Annotated in this window: 13 protein-coding genes; 4 read left to right on the top strand and 9 right to left on the bottom strand. The window is 57.6% G+C overall.

Annotated features, from left to right (window positions below):
• Positions 1-58 precede the first annotated feature (58 nt).
• Positions 59-2,320, bottom strand: coding sequence for a catalase/peroxidase HPI (gene katG / locus ACSQ83_RS34585; RefSeq protein ID WP_414950493.1), 2,262 nt, complete (start codon positions 2,318-2,320; stop codon positions 59-61).
• Between the two features lie 809 nt (positions 2,321-3,129).
• On the opposite strand from katG, the gene ACSQ83_RS34580 reads away from it, so the two are divergent.
• Positions 3,130-3,480 (top strand): hypothetical protein, encoded by a 351-nt coding sequence (locus ACSQ83_RS34580; protein ID WP_414968034.1) that lies wholly within the window; start codon positions 3,130-3,132, stop codon positions 3,478-3,480.
• A gap of 295 nt (positions 3,481-3,775) precedes the next feature.
• Positions 3,776-3,976, top strand: coding sequence for a hypothetical protein (locus ACSQ83_RS34575; RefSeq protein ID WP_414950495.1), 201 nt, complete (start codon positions 3,776-3,778; stop codon positions 3,974-3,976).
• Positions 3,977-4,594: 618 nt separating this feature from the next.
• Here the strand turns inward: ACSQ83_RS34575 and ACSQ83_RS34570 are convergent.
• The gene (locus ACSQ83_RS34570; protein WP_436231206.1) at positions 4,595-5,398 is read right to left on the bottom strand and encodes an H-NS family nucleoid-associated regulatory protein; all 804 of its coding nucleotides are present in this window, start codon (positions 5,396-5,398) and stop codon (positions 4,595-4,597) included.
• Between the two features lie 524 nt (positions 5,399-5,922).
• Between ACSQ83_RS34570 and ACSQ83_RS34565 the strand changes: the two genes are divergently transcribed.
• Positions 5,923-6,387, top strand: coding sequence for an HU family DNA-binding protein (locus tag ACSQ83_RS34565; RefSeq protein ID WP_414950498.1), 465 nt, complete (start codon positions 5,923-5,925; stop codon positions 6,385-6,387).
• A gap of 543 nt (positions 6,388-6,930) precedes the next feature.
• On the opposite strand, the gene ACSQ83_RS34560 is transcribed toward ACSQ83_RS34565, so the two are convergent.
• From ACSQ83_RS34560 to ACSQ83_RS34535, 6 genes are all read right to left on the bottom strand, one after another.
• A complete protein-coding gene (locus ACSQ83_RS34560) occupies positions 6,931-7,137 on the bottom strand; it encodes a hypothetical protein (RefSeq protein ID WP_436231209.1) in 207 nt (68 codons plus the stop codon).
• Between the two features lie 499 nt (positions 7,138-7,636).
• The gene (locus ACSQ83_RS34555) at positions 7,637-8,998 is read right to left on the bottom strand and encodes an MFS transporter (RefSeq protein WP_436231205.1); all 1,362 of its coding nucleotides are present in this window, start codon (positions 8,996-8,998) and stop codon (positions 7,637-7,639) included.
• Positions 8,999-9,277: 279 nt separating this feature from the next.
• Positions 9,278-10,084 (bottom strand): TatD family hydrolase, encoded by an 807-nt coding sequence (locus tag ACSQ83_RS34550; protein ID WP_414950502.1) that lies wholly within the window; start codon positions 10,082-10,084, stop codon positions 9,278-9,280.
• Positions 10,085-10,263: 179 nt separating this feature from the next.
• The gene (locus tag ACSQ83_RS34545) at positions 10,264-10,467 is read right to left on the bottom strand and encodes a hypothetical protein (RefSeq protein ID WP_414950504.1); all 204 of its coding nucleotides are present in this window, start codon (positions 10,465-10,467) and stop codon (positions 10,264-10,266) included.
• A gap of 385 nt (positions 10,468-10,852) precedes the next feature.
• Complete coding sequence (locus ACSQ83_RS34540; protein WP_436231204.1) at positions 10,853-11,269, bottom strand: DUF934 domain-containing protein; 417 nt, start codon at positions 11,267-11,269, stop codon at positions 10,853-10,855.
• Positions 11,266-13,059, bottom strand: a complete 1,794-nt coding sequence (locus tag ACSQ83_RS34535) for a nitrite/sulfite reductase (RefSeq protein WP_436231203.1) — start codon at positions 13,057-13,059, stop codon at positions 11,266-11,268. Before ACSQ83_RS34535 ends, ACSQ83_RS34540 begins: the two co-directional genes overlap by 4 nt.
• Before the next feature lie 290 nt (positions 13,060-13,349).
• Here ACSQ83_RS34535 and ACSQ83_RS34530 point away from each other — a divergent pair, with 290 nt between their 5' ends.
• Positions 13,350-13,538, top strand: coding sequence for a DUF2970 domain-containing protein (locus ACSQ83_RS34530; RefSeq protein ID WP_436231202.1), 189 nt, complete (start codon positions 13,350-13,352; stop codon positions 13,536-13,538).
• Positions 13,539-13,570: 32 nt separating this feature from the next.
• Here ACSQ83_RS34530 and ACSQ83_RS34525 read toward each other — a convergent pair whose 3' ends face one another.
• Complete coding sequence (locus ACSQ83_RS34525) at positions 13,571-14,998, bottom strand: PLP-dependent aminotransferase family protein (RefSeq protein ID WP_436231201.1); 1,428 nt, start codon at positions 14,996-14,998, stop codon at positions 13,571-13,573.
• Positions 14,999-15,581 lie beyond the last annotated feature (583 nt).

Raw genomic sequence — 15,581 nt, 5'->3', positions numbered from 1 at the left:
GCAACAGTAATCAAGCAGGGCCCGTCAGAACAGAAGTCCTGACGGGCCTACGCGACCTTTAAGCGAGGTCGAAACGGTCGAGGTTCATCACCTTGACCCAGGCTGCAACAAAGTCGTTGACGAATTTTTCCTTCGCGTCCTCAGTCGCATAGACTTCGCTCAATGCCCGGAGCTGGGAATGCGAACCGAAGATCAGATCGACACGGGTGCCGGTCCACTTTCTCTCGCCGCTCTTGCGGTCACGTCCCTCAAACACATCTCGCGCCGACGAAAGCGGTTGCCATTCCGTATTCATGTCGAGCAGGTTGCGGAAGAAGTCGTTGGTCAGCGTTTCCGGCTGGCCGGTGAAGGCGCCATTCCCATTCGTCCCTGCACCCACGTTGAGCGCACGCAAGCCACCGATAAGCACCGTCAGCTCCGGAGCGGTCAGCGTCAGCAATTGCGCCTTATCGATCAGCAAAGCCTCGGCCGGAACGGTGTACTTGCCCTTCAGATAATTGCGGAAGCCATCGGCGGCCGGTTCGAGCGCCGCGACGGATTCCACATCGGTCTGTTCCTGCGAGGCGTCCGCCCGGCCCGGCGTGAAGGGCACGGTCAATTCATGTCCGGCTTTTTTCGCCGCCTGCTCGATGCCGGCGCCGCCAGCCAGCACGATCAAGTCCGCCAGCGAAACTTTCTTGCCGCCGGACTGCGCGCTGTTGAACTCGCCCTGAATGCCTTCGAGCGCTTTCAGCACCTTCGACAATTGCTCGGGCTGGTTGACTTCCCAATCCTTCTGCGGCGCGAGACGGATGCGCGCGCCATTGGCGCCGCCACGTTTGTCGGAACCACGGAAGGTGGACGCTGACGCCCAGGCAGTCGACACCAGCTCCGAGACGGATAGCCCTGATGCCAGGATCTTCTGCTTGAGCGAAGCGATGTCCGCTTCTGCAACCAGCGGATGATCCACTGCCGGGATGGGGTCCTGCCACAGCAATTCTTCGGCCGGCACTTCCGGGCCAAGATAGCGGGCGCGCGGTCCCATGTCGCGGTGCGTCAGCTTGAACCAGGCACGGGCGAACGCATCGGCTAATTGATCGGGATTTTCCAGGAAGCGCCGCGAGATCTTCTCGTAGGCCGGGTCGAGGCGCAGCGACAGGTCAGTGGTGAGCATGGTCGGCCGAAGCTTTTTCGACGGATCGTGAGCGTGCGGGATAGTTTCAGCGCTATCCTTCGCGACCCACTGGTTGGCGCCGGCAGGGCTCTTGGTGAGCTCCCATTCGTGGCCGAAGAGGTTCTGGAAGAAGCCGTTGCTCCATTGCGTTGGCGTGCTGGTCCAGGTGACTTCCAGACCGCTGGTGATCGTGTCGCCGCCCTTGCCGCTGCCAAAGCTGTTCTTCCAGCCCAGCCCCAGGTTCTCGATATCGGCAGACTCGGGTTCCGGACCCACATTGTCGGCAGGACCGGCTCCGTGCGTCTTGCCGAACGTGTGACCGCCGGCGATCAGCGCGACGGTTTCCTCGTCGTTCATGGCCATGCGCGCAAAGGTCTCGCGGATATCGTGCGCCGCAGCAACCGGGTCCGGATTGCCGTCGGGACCTTCAGGATTCACATAGATCAGGCCCATCTGAACGGCGCCCAGCGGATTTTCCAGGTTGCGTCCGCTATCGGTGCGGCTGGCCTCTTCGCCGTGCTTTTCTTCATCGGCTACGATCACGCCGCCGTCGTCGTCCTTGCCGGCTGCTCCCTTGCCATAACGGACGTCGCCGCCTAGCCAAGTCTTTTCGTTGCCCCAGTAGACGTCCAGGTCCGGTTCCCACGTGTCCTCGCGGCCGCCGGCGAAACCGAAGGTCTTGAAGCCCATGGTCTCGAGCGCGACGTTGCCGGTGAGGACCAGCAGGTCAGCCCAGGAAATCTTCTGGCCATACTTTTGCTTGATCGGCCAGAGGAGGCGGCGAGCTTTGTCGAGGCTGACATTGTCCGGCCAGCTGTTGAGCGGCGCAAAACGCTGCTGGCCGCGCCCGGCGCCGCCACGGCCGTCGCCGGTGCGGTACGTACCCGCGCTGTGCCAGGCCATGCGGATAAATAGCGGCCCATAGTGGCCGAAGTCCGCCGGCCACCAATCTTGCGAATCGGTCATCAGCGCGGCAAGGTCCTTCTTGACTGCAGCCAGGTCAAGGCTCTTGAAAGCCTCGGCGTAATTGAAGCTCTTGTCCAGCGGATTGGACTTGCTGGAGTGCTGGCTGAGCAGGTCTACCCGCAGTTGTTTGGGCCACCAGTCACGGTTCGTCGTACCGCCGCCGGCGGCATGATTGAACGGGCACTTTGCTTCGTTTGACATGCGTTATCTCCTTGAGAGGACGTACCCACTACTTATTCTTTAAGGGCGTCAGGCTTTCATGGTGCATTGCATCGACGTGTCCCGCGCCCGCGGGTCTGCCGGGAAATCCCGTGGCGGGCTCATGCTGTTCATCACCCTGGGCGCAAGCTATTACTTCAACTCCAGCAAGCAATGTTGTCGCTTACATTGAACGAGCACTGCTCGTGTTGGTGAGCCTACTCCAGTTAAATATAAGCGCGTGTGACCCTCAACAGAATTAGATTCCTGCAATGCCATTGATAGGTCTCCGCTATATGGCATCGAGTGGTTGCGTTTGACACGCCGCAGCAATCGTACATGGCGAGACTGAAATCCGTGTCAGTCCTCTCGTCGATGGTAGTCCATCGCCGCGCAATACAACATCGAATCGCGGAGTTCTCTTTAGCAAGCAGAAACTGTGGACCGCAAGCATGACTGGATCGTTACCATCGATAAGTTAACCGATTGGAAACTTCAGCAATCGCGACTAACGTATAGGTACAAATGAGAACGATGAACACACTATCCAGCATTCGACGATAAGCAGTAAGGGATAGTACGGAGACATGCAACAGGATCTTCCGGAGTGACCACAGTTTGTACGCATCGCGCGTGAAGGGTAAGCACGGTGAGCGCTATCTTCAGCAGGATAGCGAGTACGACGCTTGAGGTTTCCCGAGATTCCCCGCGAGAACCCGTGCCCTCTGCACTGAGCGTTGTTTGCGTAGCGCGCACGCTCAGGTGCGATGTGTCATCGATTTATACACAATAGCCTTCTCGCAGGGGGACGCATGGTCAAGGTCGTCGGCAAGCTTCTTACGGTGTTTCAGCGGGATGGTGAAACGGTCGTGCGCGCGCTCGAACGCTCGGAGTATCCTGCGGCGATCAAGGACATCGTCCGATCTTCCCGTTGCGGTTTGTGCAACGTGTGGTGCGTACTCGATTCGGGTAACGCCGTTGAGGCAGTATTCGGATGCCAGAGCGACGACTGCGCGGACGACTGCGTGTTGACGAAACATGTGATTGGCGATCAAACCTATTGGGCCTGTCAGTGTGTCGCCAAAAAATCACCGACGAACATCATTCCGTTGCACCGGCCATCTGACCGTTCGCCGACGAGCTGCAGCAAGCAACGTTATTAAAAGTTGGCGGGTGATTGCGTGCATGACCGCGTCCGGCTTTTTTTGCGGACTCGCCGGCCGGTAGTCGTTCGTAACCGGTCAGGATGGAGTTCGAATATTATTCCGGTTAATCTGCCAATGAATCTTTGGCATTGCTCGTAAAACATACACCGGTGCAGCGCGTTACCGCGCGAACAAACAAAACGAAATCACGATGACCACTCGAGTTCCGCTCAACGGGCAACCATCAGTATCCAGTCGACCCACAGTCGCCCCACGCGGTGCTATCAGCGCAGTGATTGCAGGATTGCTTCTCTTGGCAACTGTTCTGTTCCTGCTCTCTCTAGGTGCAACGCTCGAAGGGTTGTTCGAGAAATATTGGCTAGGGAAGGTCTCAAGCAAATACGACCCATTTTTCGCGATTTTCATTCCGGTCACTAGCGGGACCGGTATCGCGGTCGTGGTCTTGCTGCTGCTGCGCATGATGGCGGCTTGGCGCAGGCGACGGGCGCGATAGATAGACCAACTGCTTGCCGCTACGGTCAGGTTCCGTTCATCGAATGATTGACGGGAGATCCTGCCTTGTCGATTAAGTTTGATCGTCTATCGCCGTAGCCCTGTCATGGTGAATGGTGCATCTTTCCTTGGGTTCAATATAAGCAACAAGCTCACGCATCCGGTGGTCAGGTTGAGCGAGGTTTTCGCCATCTCTCAAGGTCTCTGGCACAACGATGCGGCAAACGCACCTTCCATGATTTCGTTCCCCGACACCATGCTTATCCTGCCGCAGCGTACTGGCGAGAATCATGTGAGGGGCATTGATCGGTGAGTCGCGTCCACGTGTACTTCGGTGCGCGCCAAGCCGAGTCGCCACGTTTGATCGTGGTATTGGCCGAGAGTCGCATCGCTCCACGAAACGCGGATCGTAGCGCCGGGCTTTGCGCCTGTGCCGTGCGTCGAACCACCGGAGAAGAGTCTTGCGGAATCGCCTTGAGTGACAACGCACGACACCTTAATCAAGTCACGAAATCTTGATACGTGATCCTGATAAGACGTCGTGCCGTTCGTCCGTCCGGCATGCCGGCGTGTCATAAGCGCGAGGCGAGTTGTCGCTGGTCAAGCCGGGCAATTACATTCAGGTCGTTGAGCCGGCGCGGTCTTCGACAACCACTGACGGGGCACTCACAGACGTACTCTTCGATGATGTCTTTTTCGTCAGTGTGCGTTTTGCACGTGCCTTCGGCGTCGCGTTGACCGCAGCTTTCCCACTCTTGGTCTTTGCGGTCACGGCCTTCTTAACAGCGGGCTTCGTAGCCAAAGCTTTTCTCGCTACTTTCTTAGCGGCGGTTTCTTTTTTTGCTGGCTTTGCGCTGCTCGCGACTGTCGAACCGGCGTTGGCGCCATCAACGAGAAACTTGGTCCGATCCTTCGATGCTGCAAGCCATGCGGGTGCCGGACCGCGTCCGCTCCAGGTCGCTCCGGTCTTCGGGTCGAGATATTTTGCGGGCTGCGGTCCCTTGCGTTGTCCCTTACCTTGTCCTTTAGCAGCGAGTGCACCTGTCGCTAGCGAGGCTTTCTGGATTGCGCTTTTCGCTTTGCTCACAGCGCCAACAGCGGTTGTGCCGCTCGCGATCAGGAACCTGGTGCGATCCTTGGCATCGGCAATCCATGCCGGCGCGCGGCCGTGGCCGGTCCAGGTGGCGCCTGTCTTCGGATGCTGGTACTTCGGCGGGGTCCCGCCATTCAGATGACCAGCAACTTTCGTTTTAACGCTTTGAGTCTTCCCGTTGGCCGCTTTCGCTTCCCGCTTTGCCTTTGCTTTGGCTTCAATGTCGACGGTAGTCAGACCGTGCACCAGCATAATTTTTCGAATCTGATCGACCGCGGCCTGCGCCTTTTTTGCAATCAAAGTGTCGGCTTGCACCTGCAGCTTCTTCATCTTTTCCTGGATCTGTTCGAGGGTCGGCATAGTGAACTCCTTAAATGAATATGGCCGAACTATGCCATGAGCGTCGAGAGTGTGAAAGCGCTGATAGGCTGTTCACGTTATTCAGAGACGACCAACGACGACGGTAGCAACTGTAAAAATCGTTCGCGCTTTTCAGTCCGGGTGAGTGAATTTTCGGATGCACGATACCGGCTGCTCAATGCGAAGTGGGCCAGCGCTTCTTGTTAAACAGCGACCGTACAAGAGGGCAGCCGTTGTTTGTTTTGTCCATCTTCGAGGGCTTTCCAAGCCTTGAGGGGTGGGGTTTTACTGGACTCGCGTCCATGAGACAGCGCACAGGTCATCATTTTCGTGACGATTATGCGAAAAGCCCCTTGATTTATGGCTCCAGACGTTGCGTCTTGATGTCGGTGTTGTTACGCTGGCGCCAACCCGAGAATTTGTACCTTTGCGTTAGTCGGTGACGGCGCAAAGGCAAAGGCCTTGGGCAACCTTTGACTAGAAGAGAGGCATTCATGGCAACAACCGCTACCAAGAAAACAGCTATCAAGAAAACCGCGGCTCCCGCTGCAAAGAAAGCGGCAGCGCCCGCTGCGAAGAAAGCGGCAACTGTCAGCAAGAAGGCGGCACCTGCAGTGAAGAAGCCCGTTGCGTTGACGCCCTTGAAACCAATCAAGGATACGTTCACGAAGACATCGTTGACGATTCACCTCGCCGAGCGCTCAGGCGTGGAGCCGAAGGCAGCCAAGGCGTTGTTGGCGGCCCTTGAAGAAACGGTGCTTGCATCGATTCACAAGAAGGGTGCGCAGGAATTCACCCTGCCGGGATTGCTGAAGGTGGTCGCGCAAGATGTGCCGGCCAAGAAGAAGCGCTTCGGCAAAGACCCGTTCACGGGTGAAGACAAATGGTTTGCGGCGAAGCCCGCTTCGGTGCGCCTCAAGGTGCGCCCGCTGAAGAAACTGAAGGACGCTGCGCTGTAAGTGAACGTGTTCTGACCTGGAAATGCCCCTCGCGACGAAAATCCGAGGGGCGTTTTTTCGTTTACTGTCGTGCCGAACGACGTGCTCGTCGACGTGCTCATCGACGTCAGAAGCGGCTAGCCAATGTGCAGCAGCGACATCTGACTTTCCAGCAACGCGCGAAGCTCACGCGCATCGGGCCGTGTTCCCCAATTGCGAGCGCCGGCAACCGACGCGATCGCCATCCAAGAATTTGGCGGAAACCACTCGCGCACGAGAGCGCCATCTTTAAGGATGCGAAGACGTCCGGTCTGCGCGCAGTATTCGGCACATATCTCTGTGTCCGCCAAATGCGTGGTAACTCGATGGCTACGGATTCGCAGCATGGGTCTCTCCAATATGATGAGGTGGTGACCGTATACGCCCTGACACGATCACGCCCCTGACACGATCGCTCTCGGCTCAAGGCGGGGAGCGCAGTAATCGATCTATCGCATCCGTATATTGGACCGGGTACGGCGTGCAGTTCTGTGCGTGCGACAACACGCTACGTGCTGTCAGCGATCAAGACGGCGCGGCTGTGGCGCGTTGGTTCACGGCTACGTTCCGCTCCTTTTCATTTTCCTTTGCGTAGTGATGCCCCACGATGCAGCCGCCCATCGCTCCGATGACAGCATGGTGGCCCGCGACGTGGCCGGCCACTCCGCCGACCACCGCGCCTTTCAGACATCCTGCTGCGTGTGCCGTGCCGACGGCCGTCAGTAATGCCAGGGCCTACATCGCGCTGACTACATTGCGTATACTCATTTACCGCTCCTGAAAGAGCTGGACGCGGATTCCGTCCAGTCACCGCGAGTCTATGTGCGGGGAGCGTTCACAAGTGAAACCGGCTTGCGAGATTGGTAACACGCAGTTACCGCACTCAGCCGGCAATGAGGCGGGTCATTTGCACGAGAATTTTGAAAGCTGCCCGTTACTTAAAAGCGGACGCAGCTTTCGAAGACTTATACGCGTGCGCCACGTGAGTATCTGCAGCAGATGGTGGGGTTCCGCACATCGTTTTCTCCTGGGGCCATGGAGACTCCCAACAAGATACCGATGATGTGGTTGCGTGCATTTTTCAAAGAGCTCGATGCCCGAGCGAACAGAGTTGCTCCATGACTGCGCGCACGGTCGGCGACCTCACGGTGAATGACGAGACCGTCACGTGATCCTGGTAGCCGAGCACGTGACGCCCGGCAGGCGCCCGGCGATCCTCTCATTCAGTGGCTCAATCAGGCATCCCTCGTCCGCGCGTCTCGGGCAGGAACCAGGGCAGTATGATTCCCAGCACATAGACGGAACCGAGCGCCATTGCCGCCTGCGAAACGCCGCCAAACGATTTGATCATGCTCCCCGCGATAATCGGGAAAACCCAGGCAATCAGCCGCGCCGCGTTAAACACGAAACTGATTGCAGTTGAACGCACCGTGACGGCGAAAAGCTCGCACGGGTATATCGCCATCCACGCATAGGCGCAGCCGAGCGTGAAAAACCCGTTGATCGGCGCAATCACCATCATGGCTTCAACGCTGCTCGTCAGCTTGTAGGTGATGAATGTCGTCACGAGCGAGCCAACGAACGTCAGCGATATATAAGCACGCCGGCCGATAGCATCCACAATGAAACCGGCTAGCAAGTAAGCGATGATCGCGCCCACCGTGTAGATGATCGACACCCTGGAACCCCACGATAACGCATCCGGCAAGCCCTGCGCCTTGGCGATCGAGACCGTGAATGTGGGTAGCCAGCTCGATATGGCCCACCAGCCGACGGTTGTCACAATCGACAGCAGCACCAGAAGCAGCGTGCGTTTCCTTGCTTCGTGCTCGTTAAACAATTGTGCAAGTGTGAAGGGCCGCTGGTTGGATGCGGCGGCAGATCCTGTGGAGGGTAGCCCGCTGGTAGCGTTCCAGCGTTTTTCACGCACTGCGCGCTGCCATTGTTCCGACTCGTTCACGCCGCGCCGGATGTATAGAACAAACAAGGCGGGTAGCGCGCCGAGCACGAACATCAGCCGCCAGGTTTGCTCTCCAAGCGGATGCACCGATGAAAGCGCGTACCAGACGACCGCCGCTATGAGCGTGCCCCAGCCGAAGCCGGATTGCAGGAAGCCTGCGCCCTTGGCACGTGCCCGTTCAGGCCACGTCTCGGAGAGCAGTGCGATCCCCGTACTCCACTCGCTGCCCATAGCCAGCCCGGTAAGAAAGCGCAGGGCGCATAGCGTCCAGAAGGTCTGGGAAAACGCAGTGAATCCTGAAAACATCGCGTAAAGAAACACCGACCAAAGCATCATGCGCTTGCGTCCGACATAGTCCGCAAGAATGCCGCCGACGAGGCCGCCCACGCCCCAGCCGAGCAGCGTGATCCCGATCACCAGACCTGCATAAACCGGCGTGGATGCGGCTTGCGCGGGAGAGAGAACCGAATGCAGCATTGGCGCAATGACGACGACCAGAACAAGCGCTTCGTAGCCGTCGAATATCCAGCCCAAAAAGCTGGCCCTGAGAACGCGCCAGTGCGTGGGCGTCAGATCGGCGTACCAGCGGCCCTGGTTGCCTGACGCTATTTTTTCTTGTCCAGTCTGATCCATTGAGTGTCCCCGTTATAGTCATTAGCGATATTCATTTCCAATGTCTCGCGATGTTCGCCTAGTCAATGAAGGGAAATCACGGATCATCTGCGGGACAAGAAAAGAGCGACAAAACTAACGGCCACCTCTCGGTGGCCGTGGGTTGCCAAGTCATCTTTTGCGCCGTTCCAGATATAGTCTACTCACATATGGCTTAACGCGGTCGTCGGTGGACCGCGCAGCCGTTTTTCTGCAAGGCTTCTTTGGCGGTTCATGCGATGGTCCAAGCAATGGGGATGTTCAAGCCCTGGCGATCTCCGATGACAACGGCAAGCCAAATAAACGCCGGCTATTCTCGGTGCAAGCTTGAGCAACTTCCTCTTCGCTGATGCCTTTCAGTTCTGCGACAGCGCGGGCCACCCATATCAGGTTCGCGGGCTCGTTATACGGCCGACGCTTTTTGGCATTCTTGGGGCCGAGATACGGAGCGTCGGTTTCCAGATGCAGCCTGTTGAGCGGCAGGTCCGGAATGGCGGAGCGCAGGGCGTCGCCACGCTTCTCATCCGTCACCCAACCCGTGATGCCGATATCCAACCCAATATCGACAAAAGCCTGGGCTTCATCGGCTGACTCGGTGAAGCAGTGAACCACCCCATGGGCGCCGGACTGAACCGCTTCTTTCACCATTGCATGAAAGTCTGCGAACGCATCGCGGCAATGGAGGAAAAGAGGTTTCTTGATCTGCACGGCGGCAGACAATTGAGCGGCAAACGCCAGGCGTTGATTCGCCGGCGTCGAAAAATTGCGGTTGTAGTCGAGCCCGCATTCGCCGACAGCCACGCAGACCTCGTCCCGCCACAGCACACCCAGCGCGTCGAGCATTTCAGCGGACCAGGCATCTGCCGAATGCGGATGGACACCTGCAGTCGAAAAGAGATATCCAGGGTAACTGTGAGCGAGGGCCAATGCTTCGTGACTCGATTGCATCGACGTACCTGTCGCCAGAATCGCGCTCACGTCCGCCGCTTTCGCGCGTTCGATGAGACTGCCGGTCAGTCCATGCAATTGCTTTGAGTGGAAGTTGACGCCGATATCGATAAGTTGCATGGCCCAGCGTGCACGCCCGGTTTAGCGGAGAGGTGCCACCGCCACAGACGCTGCCAAAGAGATTGGACGAGGCGGGGACATACCGGGCCTTGATGGCGCGCCCAGCTTCCGTGGAGGATAGCAGGGCGCCTCGCGAAGCGTGCATTGCTCATTGACTAAGTTGAGCGGCCACAGACCCGTCACTGCCGAGGGGTTGGGTTGCCAAGCTCATTGGACTCGTGACGAAGCATGTCTCGCGACCGGCCGATATCGTGCCGTTTTTTAAACAAGTCAGACCGCTCTTCCTCGCCCGGAAGCGGTGACGTGAATGCTCTGAAAACAACAAAGCCGACGAACAACAAAATACAGATAACCGATGGAATCTCGAACAGGGCGTGACTCATGGGGCCTCCCGCTGCGCCTCAACAAGCGCAAATGGATTTACGAGCTTCTATCCTAGGCCCATCACCTTGCCTTGAAAAACGATTAAGTTTCACGTGTATGTGAGAAATATTCATTTGAGCAGCGAGTGCGAGCAATACCGGTTAGCGTATTTGCCAGGTTCGTATCCAAGTCCCTTGTGAGCTTCCTACGGTAGCCTGGTTGTTCAGTTCGCAGCGCCCTCCGGGGACCCGAGATCTATACACGGGCGGTAAGGTTGAGCAGTTCGATGCCCCGCGAAGATCGTCGCGTAAAGGAGCCGGATGGCAGGGATGGTTCTCGTGACGCGCCCGTTCATTCAGATGGTCGCCCGCATTTAATAGAAAGCCGGCCTTCGCCCCGTCTCATCTACTTCAGCGGTTCCAGGGCACGGCGATGCAGCACCGGCGTTTCAGTCACAACATCACTCTGGTAGAACGCCAGAAACCGTTCGAACTGACGTTGGGCATCGGATGGATCCACGCCTTCTTTCAATACGGCGCTAGAGAACCCGGTCCGTTCCATCTGCACGAGTTGATCGATCAGCACGTCGCCTCTCGCTCTCAAGTCACCTTTGAAACCAAGCCGGCGGCGTAGCAGATACGCCTGACTGTAGGCGCGTCCGTCAGTGAAGTGAGGGAAATTAAGTTCAATGCGCTCGATAGTCTCGATGTTGTCTTTCAACGTCAGCGGATCTTCATCATTCGCGAGCGATACAACCTGTTGATTCGCGTCCTGTGAATGCTCGAATGTTGTAAGAAGCCTGAGGTGCGTGGTGCTCGTCATGCGACTCGCTCCTCACTCTTGCGTACATCGTTGGCGGCCGACTTGAAAGGATCCAGCCCAACGCGTCGTACCGTCTCGATGAAGCGTTCTTGCCTGCTGCCAATACTCTGCCTGATGGATAAATACGTCGACAGCACTGCGTCGATGACTTCAGACACCTCATGCGCCGAGAACGATGGGCCGATAACTTTGCCCGCTTGCGCCGCGCCGCTCGTGGCCGAACCGTCCGATCCTCCCAGCGTGACCTGATACCACTCCTTGCCGTCCTTATCGACGCCGAGAATACCTATGTGGCCGCTATGGTGATGACCGCACGAGTTGATGCAGCCGCTGATATGGAGGTCGATTTCTCCGATGTCATTGAGTTCGTCAAGATCCTGGTAAAGCTGCGTGACAGCTTCGGCGACGGGAATCGAGCGTGCATTCGCCAACGCGCAAAAGTCCCCGCCGGGACACGCGATCATGTCGGTCAGAAGATGTACATTCGCACTTGCAAGACCAGCGTCGCGAGCGGCTTCCCAAAGCGGAAACAGGTCGTCGGCATGGACCCACGGGAGCGCCAGATTCTGCGTATGCGTCACGCGCGCTTCGCCTGCCGAAAAGCGATCGCTAAGTCCGGCGACCAGATCGAGCTGATCAGCTGACGCATCGCCGGGCGCCTGAAGAAGCCGCTTGAACGAGAGCGTGACAATGCGCAAGGACGGATCTTTATGCAGGGCGACGTTGCGTTGCAACCAGCGTTCAAACTGCGGATGCAGCGCGGCTTGCGCCTTTAGCTTGGCAAGTGCATCTGCGGATGTGGCATGGTCAAGCCGCTTGGGCAACGCTGGCGGAAGAAAGGACGCGCTCACGCGATCCAGTTCGGCTTGCGGGATGGTGTGCGGGCCGCCATCGTGTTCCACGATCTGACGGAACTCGTCCTCGACTTCATCGATGTAACGTTGACCCTCGGCCTTCACCAGGATCTTGATGCGTGCCTTGTACTTGTTGTCGCGGCGGCCGAACTGGTTATAGACGCGCACGACCGCTTCGATGTAATTCATGATCTGGTTCCACGGCAGGAACTCACGCATGACGGTTCCAATGACGGGCGTGCGACCCATGCCTCCTCCGACAGACACACGAAAGCCCAACTCGCCCGTGTCATTGCGCAGCAAATGGAGGCCTACGTCATGCCAATCCGTGGCGGCGCGGTCTTCGGTCGCGCCGGTCATGGCGATCTTGAACTTGCGCGGCAGGAAGGCGAATTCAGGGTGAAGCGTCGTCCATTGGCGCATGATTTCTGCGAAGGGCCGCGGATCGGTGACTTCATCGGGCGCGACACCCGCGCGTTCATCGCAGGAAATATTGCGAATGCAATTGCCGCTGGTCTGGATGCCGTGCATGTTGACGCTCGCCAGGAGATCCATCACGTCTGCCGCCTTCGACAGCGAGATCCAGTTGAACTGTACATTCGTGCGCGTGGTGAAATGAGCGTAGTGGGTGGGAAGGTGAACGGTGCCGAGCTTGCGTTGAGCCTCCGATGCGAGCCTGTATGCCTCCGCCTCGGGTTCATCGTACTCACGCGCCACTCGGGCCAGCACACGAAGCTGAGCGCTCGATAACTCGCCATATGGCACTGCTACGCGCAGCATGGGCGCGTGGCGTTGAACATACCAGCCGTTCTGCAGGCGAAGCGGCCGGAAGTCGTCTTCGCTTAGCTTGCCGCTTTGCCACCGCTCGATCTGGTCGCGGAATTGCGCAGCGCGACTGCGCACGAAAGCTCGGTCGAATTCGGTGTATTGATACATGGTCAGGACTATCCTGCGACCCTGCCGATTGGGGCAGCGTGTTGTTTTAGCTGAGTGAGCGAATGCTTGAGCGCCGATAGAAAATGCTCACGCGCCAGCGCTTAGGTCAGTGGCTTAAGGTAAGGGAGCGATGCGCCGGGTTCAAGAAGCAGATGACATCGAATGTGGGGTAGCAGTTTCTTCTGCTGCTACGAAACTTCATCCAACTGCTGCTGTTCTGCGCGCCTTGACCCTTCTATGATGGGATCAATGAAAATGTTTTGTCATTGGTCAACCGAGAGAGGTAAGTCATGGCTTTCCTGAGAATGCTGAGAATCGTACTGTGGAGTTTCTTTGGCGTCCGCAAGAGTGCTTCGCATCAGGCCGATATGGCGGCGGTAAAGCTGCCATTGCTACCGGCGGTCGCCATCGGGTTGGCTGGCGGGTTTGGTGCGCTCCTGTTTGGTCTCGCACGGCTTGCTTCAACGGTGACGCACTAAGAGTTTTCACGCGGTGATTGCAGCGAGCGGCGTCATCGCTTGGCACGTACCGACGGGCGCTTGAGTAGCTCACCGAGTACGCGAATCGCGTCGTCAATCTTCGGGCTCCACGGATGGCCGAAGTTGATCCGCACATAGTGCTCGAATGCGTGCGTGGCGGAAAAGATCGGGCCTGGCGCAAGGCTGATGCCTTGTTCAATTGCAAGCCGATGCAACTCCATTGCGTCGATTGCTTCGGGAAGTTCGAGCCAAAGAAAGTATCCACCCGCCGGATGCGTGCGCCGGACTCCTTCGGGTAACCAGCGCCGGATAGCGTTGTCCATTTCGCTTAGCTGCACGTTCAATGCGCCGCGCAACTTGCGAAGGTGCTTGTCGTAGCCGCCATGCTGAAGATAATCGGCAATACCGGCCTGGACCGGAATGCTGGCCGATAACGTCGTCATCAACTTTAGCCGCTGAACCTTGTCGGTGAATCGTCCCGCGGATGTCCACCCGATCCTGTAGCCCGGCGCGAGCGTCTTTGAAAACGAACTACAGTGCATGACGAGACCCTTTTTATCGAATGCCAATGCAGGCAACGGGTACTCGGGCTGAAAGTGCAACTCGCCATAGACATCGTCTTCGATCAACGGTACCTCTTGCTCCGCGAGCAATTCGACAAGGGCCTTTTTCTTCTCGAGCGAGAGCGTCACCCCTGTCGGATTCTGAAAATTCGTCATGAACCAGCAGGCGCGGATGGGATGTTTCTTCAACGCGTCGGCGAGTGCATCAAGGTCGAGACCCGTAACAGGGTCAACCGGAATTTCAACGGCCCGCAAGTCCAGCCGCTCAATAGCCTGGAGCGCAGCGTAAAAGCCGGGCGATTCGACAGCGACTACATCGCCGGGCCGGGTGACCGCCATCAGGCACAGGTTCAACGCCTCCAGCGCGCCGTTGGTGATGACGATCTCCTCAATTGGCTGCGATATGCCCATCCCCATGTAACGTAAGGCGATCTGACGTCGCAGATGTTCATTTCCCGGTGGCAAGTCGACCACGGTACTCCACGGGCTCATCAGCCGCGCGGCCTGCGCCAGGGACTTCGCAAGACGCGACAACGGGAAAAGATTAGGCGAGGGGAAAGCCGAACCCAACGGCACAATGCCCAGCGTTTTTGCCGCGTCCAGCACGGAAAAAACCAGGTTGCTGATGTCGACCTTGCTTGATTCGGCTAGTGAAGGCGCACGAGGCGCTCGCGGAGCAGTAACGCGCGCGCCCGGCGCGACGTAGTAACCGGAACGTTCCTGAGCCCGGACCAGACCCCATTCTTCGAGCAGATAGTAAGCGCGAAAGACGGTTGATTGACTCACGCCATGCTGCGCGATGATCTGACGCAACGAGGGCATGCGCGAGCCGACCGCAATGCCGCCCGAACGAATTTCGGCGGCCATCGCGTTGGCAAGTGTTTCGTATCGGTTCATTGCTAATCAAGGTCCTTGGCGCAGCGCAACTGCTTCGTTTGAAACTCGTCGTTTGCTGCTATGGCAATGGCGGTCATTTTCTTATGGTTCGTACCGGAAGGAAAGTATCGCCGCGGGAGTGTGCCGTGGCGGAGTGTCCGCTTTCCAGGTCACCTGTGTGTGACTATCGGGAATTGCTCCTGCTCGAAACGATTGTCGACACTTCACGTTACGCGAACGCGGTGGATCGCGTTCAACTGTCAGCTATTCGCTAGTTTTTTTATTGCTGTCTCGAGCCGATGTCATTTCGCTTGACGGTGGTTTTGCAAGCGCTGCCGCTTTCGATTTGAATGGTCTGCGTGGTGCCACAGCGCGTCACTTATCTCTTCGCTGGCGCAGTTGGTTTTTGTTCGCACTTGGGGGGGAGGGGATCCGGTTAGCGGTTGGGGTCAATGCCGGGTTGCTGCTTTCCAGGTCTTCGCGGGTTATACGTTAGCTGACTTCTTTATCACTATTAGCCACTGCGCGTGGCGGCGCGTCATTTCTTGGTCCAAAGCGACAAAGAAACGAAGCAAAGAAAACGCTTTCAACTCTCTAAAAATTA

Source organism: Caballeronia sp. LjRoot29 (assembly GCF_964252755.1).
Lineage (GTDB): Bacteria > Pseudomonadota > Gammaproteobacteria > Burkholderiales > Burkholderiaceae > Caballeronia.
Note: the sequence above shows the minus strand (reverse complement) of the source record. Positions and strands in the feature narration are given on the sequence as shown.

Excerpts from the sequence above, each read along its gene's own strand:
- katG (WP_414950493.1), bottom strand. The coding sequence starts at position 2,320 with ATGTCAAACGAAGCAAAGTGCCCGTTCAATCATGCCGCCGGCGGCGGT.
- ACSQ83_RS34545 (WP_414950504.1), bottom strand. The coding sequence starts at position 10,467 with ATGAGTCACGCCCTGTTCGAGATTCCATCGGTTATCTGTATTTTGTTG.
- ACSQ83_RS34570 (WP_436231206.1), bottom strand. The coding sequence starts at position 5,398 with ATGAAGAAGCTGCAGGTGCAAGCCGACACTTTGATTGCAAAAAAGGCG.
- ACSQ83_RS34555 (WP_436231205.1), bottom strand. The coding sequence starts at position 8,998 with ATGGATCAGACTGGACAAGAAAAAATAGCGTCAGGCAACCAGGGCCGC.
- ACSQ83_RS34565 (WP_414950498.1), top strand. The coding sequence starts at position 5,923 with ATGGCAACAACCGCTACCAAGAAAACAGCTATCAAGAAAACCGCGGCT.
- ACSQ83_RS34535 (WP_436231203.1), bottom strand. The coding sequence starts at position 13,059 with ATGTATCAATACACCGAATTCGACCGAGCTTTCGTGCGCAGTCGCGCT.
- ACSQ83_RS34550 (WP_414950502.1), bottom strand. The coding sequence starts at position 10,084 with ATGCAACTTATCGATATCGGCGTCAACTTCCACTCAAAGCAATTGCAT.
- ACSQ83_RS34580 (WP_414968034.1), top strand. The coding sequence starts at position 3,130 with ATGGTCAAGGTCGTCGGCAAGCTTCTTACGGTGTTTCAGCGGGATGGT.
- ACSQ83_RS34530 (WP_436231202.1), top strand. The coding sequence starts at position 13,350 with ATGGCTTTCCTGAGAATGCTGAGAATCGTACTGTGGAGTTTCTTTGGC.
- ACSQ83_RS34525 (WP_436231201.1), bottom strand. The coding sequence starts at position 14,998 with ATGAACCGATACGAAACACTTGCCAACGCGATGGCCGCCGAAATTCGT.
- ACSQ83_RS34540 (WP_436231204.1), bottom strand. The coding sequence starts at position 11,269 with ATGACGAGCACCACGCACCTCAGGCTTCTTACAACATTCGAGCATTCA.